3 protein-coding genes are annotated in these 2,958 nt (G+C 69.2%); 2 read left to right on the top strand and 1 reads right to left on the bottom strand.

Going from position 1 to position 2,958, the window contains the following annotated elements; translation table 11 throughout:
* The coding region (locus tag WBB07_RS19135) for an NAD(P)H-binding protein (protein ID WP_526309970.1) at positions 1-405 on the bottom strand (405 nt) is incomplete at its 3' end.
* A gap of 804 nt (positions 406-1,209) precedes the next feature.
* On the opposite strand from WBB07_RS19135, the gene WBB07_RS19130 reads away from it, so the two are divergent.
* Together WBB07_RS19130 and WBB07_RS19125 are read left to right on the top strand one after the other, a co-directional pair.
* Complete coding sequence (locus tag WBB07_RS19130; RefSeq protein ID WP_526309969.1) at positions 1,210-2,427, top strand: acetyl-CoA C-acetyltransferase; 1,218 nt, start codon at positions 1,210-1,212, stop codon at positions 2,425-2,427.
* A gap of 43 nt (positions 2,428-2,470) precedes the next feature.
* Positions 2,471-2,958 (top strand): enoyl-CoA hydratase/isomerase family protein (locus tag WBB07_RS19125; RefSeq protein WP_526309968.1); only part of this gene is annotated, 488 nt, incomplete at its 3' end.

Below are 2,958 nucleotides of genomic sequence, written 5' to 3'. Positions count from 1 at the left end.
GGGCGTCGCTTCGCGCAGCAGCCGCTCGACCGTCAGGCGGCTGCGCAGGTGGGTCGACAGCGGCCGTGACTCGTCGATCATCACGCCGAGGTAGACGATCCGCCGGACGCCGGCGTGGCTCGCGGCGTCGGCGAACCGCTCGGCGGACGCGCGCTCGCGGGCTTCGAAGCTCTCGTCGCCGACGGTCGGCTCCATCGAGTGCACGAGGTAGTAGGCGACATCGACCCCGTCGAGGGCGTCCCGCAGTCCGGCTCCGGTCGAGACGTCGCCGACGAAGACGGGGACGTCGTGGGTGACCCGTGACGGGTCGCGCGCGAAGGCCCGGACGTCGTGCCCGGCGCGGCGCAGCGGATCGATCAGCAGCGAGCCGGCGAAGCCCGACGCTCCCGTGACGAGGGTCAGCATGGAGCAACGGTTGCAGTTCTTCGTGATTTGCGGACTTCCTGCGTCGGGATTCACACGAAAAGTGACCAAGTAGCGGGAACAAGGGTCGCGCGCCGGGCCTCGTTGTGGTTCGATGCCTCAAGTCGCGAGTCCGCCTCCCCGGACTTGCATCTCGGAGTGATCCAGGAGCGTCCTCCACGCCCGGATCGCCTCGTCGTCATCCCCGTTTGCGGACGCTGATCCCAGCGTCCGACGGTCGCCCCTGCCGCCTTACGCTTTCCCCCGAAACGCACCAGTGAACCACGCCTCCCAGAACCGCTCACGGGCCATCGCGGCCCCTTCGTGCGACGGATGCTTCTTCCGTCGTCACATGCTCTGTGCGCTCGATCGCACCGACCCGTGCGCGACCTTCCGGCCCGATCGGGCCGAGGGCCTGGAGCCTCCGCGGCAGATGGCGTTCGCCTTCCGTCCGGAGCGGACCACGGGGACGCCGTTCGCGTTCCCGGACGCCGCCGAGCAGGCGCGTCGCTACGCCGCGTAGGGACGTTCCGTCGGGTGATCGCCGCGCTGCTTCGCGGGGTGATCGCCACGGCGGGCAGCGGGTGCTTGCAGGGCCGTAGCTACGCCCGGTAGCTTTTGTTGCTCGCCGCGCGGTTCGATCCGCGCGGCTTTCGCTTCCATTAGTTGGCTGGCTAGCTAAGATTCGTGCCGCCACCGTCAATTCCCGCTGGCGGCCGTGCCTTGTCGCGGTCTCCGGTCCCCTGAATGGGGGGTGGGCCTCTCGTCAGGGGCTTGCGGGCCAGTTCCGAGCACAGGAGATCCACCATGGGCAGCACAGAAGCGTTGGTCTACGACGCCGTCCGCACCCCCCGCGGCAAGGGCAAGAGCAACGGCTCCTTGCACGGCACCAAGCCGATCGACCTGGTCGTCGGTCTGATCCACGAGACCCTCGGTCGCAACGAGAAGCTCGACCCGAACGGCGTCGACGACGTCGTGCTCGGCTGCGTGACCCCGGTCGGCGACCAGGGGGCCGACATCGCCAAGACCGCGGCGATCAAGGCCGGCCTGCCGGACACCGTCGCGGGCGTCCAGCTCAACCGCTTCTGCGCGTCGGGCCTCGAGGCCGTCAACATCGCCGCGCAGAAGGTCGCCTCCGGTTGGGAGGACCTGGTCTTCGCCGGTGGCGTCGAGTCGATGTCGCGCGTGCCGATGGGCAGCGACGGCGGAGCCTGGGCGATGGACCCGGAGACCAACTACGAGTCGTACTTCGTGCCGCAGGGTGTCGGCGCGGACCTGATCGCCACGGTCGAGGGCTTCACGCGCGACGACGTCGACGCGTTCGCCGTCGAGTCGCAGCGTCGTGCCGCCGCGGCCGAGGACGCCGGGTACTTCAAGAGCTCGGTGGTCCCGGTCAAGGACCTCAACGACCAGGTCGTGCTCGACCGCGACGAGTTCATCCGCCGCGGCACGACGGCCGAGACGCTCGGTGGGCTCAAGCCGTCGTTCGCGATGATGGGCGACATGGGCGGCTTCGACGCCGTGGCGCTCCAGAAGTACCACTGGGTCGAGAAGATCGACCACGTCCACACCCCGGGCAACTCGTCCGGCATCGTCGACGGCGCGTCGCTGGTCACGATCGGCAGCGAGGCCGCCGGTGAACGTCACGGACTGAAGCCGCGCGCGAAGATCCTCGCGACGGCGGTCTCGGGTGCCGACCCGACGATCATGCTGACCGGCCCGGCGCCGGCCAGCCGCAAGGCGCTGGAGAAGGCCGGCCTGAAGGCGTCCGACCTCGACCTCGTCGAGATCAACGAGGCGTTCGCGGCCGTCGCGCTGCGCCTGATCCGCGATCTCGACATCGATCCCGAGATCACGAACGTCAACGGTGGCGCGATCGCGATGGGGCATCCGCTCGGCGCGACCGGCGGCATGATCCTCGGCACGATCATCGACGAGCTGGAGCGCCGCAACAAGCGCTACGGCCTCGTGACCCTCTGCATCGGCGGCGGCATGGGCATCGCCACGGTCGTCGAGCGCGTCTAGCGCTCCGACCCGACCTGAGACTTCGAAGAGCGAGTAGAACGCGATGAGCGAGAGCACCACCATCCGCTGGGAGCAGGACGGCGACGGCGTCGTCAACCTGATTCTCGACGATCCCAACCAGTCCGCCAACACGATGAACGCCGCGTACACGGCGTCGATGAAGGCGACCGTCGACCGTCTGGAAGCCGAGAAGGACTCGATCACGGGCGTCGTGATCACCTCCGCGAAGAAGACCTTCTTCGCCGGCGGCGATCTGAACGATCTGAAGCAGGCGACCAAGGAGAACGCCGGCGAGGTCGCCGAGCACGTTCGCGCGATGAAGGCCGACCTGCGCCGGCTCGAGACGCTCGGCAAGCCGGTCGTCGCGGCGATCAACGGCGCCGCGCTCGGCGGCGGCCTGGAGATCGCGCTGGCGACGCACCACCGGATCGTCGTCGACGACAGCAAGATCCAGCTGGGCCTGCCGGAAGTCAGCCTCGGCTTGCTGCCCGGCGGCGGCGGCGTCACCCGCGTGACGCGCCTGCTCGGCAT

The organism is Mycobacterium sp. (assembly GCF_049647605.1).
Lineage (GTDB): Bacteria > Actinomycetota > Actinomycetes > Mycobacteriales > Mycobacteriaceae > Mycobacterium.
This window is presented reverse-complemented; position numbering and strand designations above follow the sequence as displayed.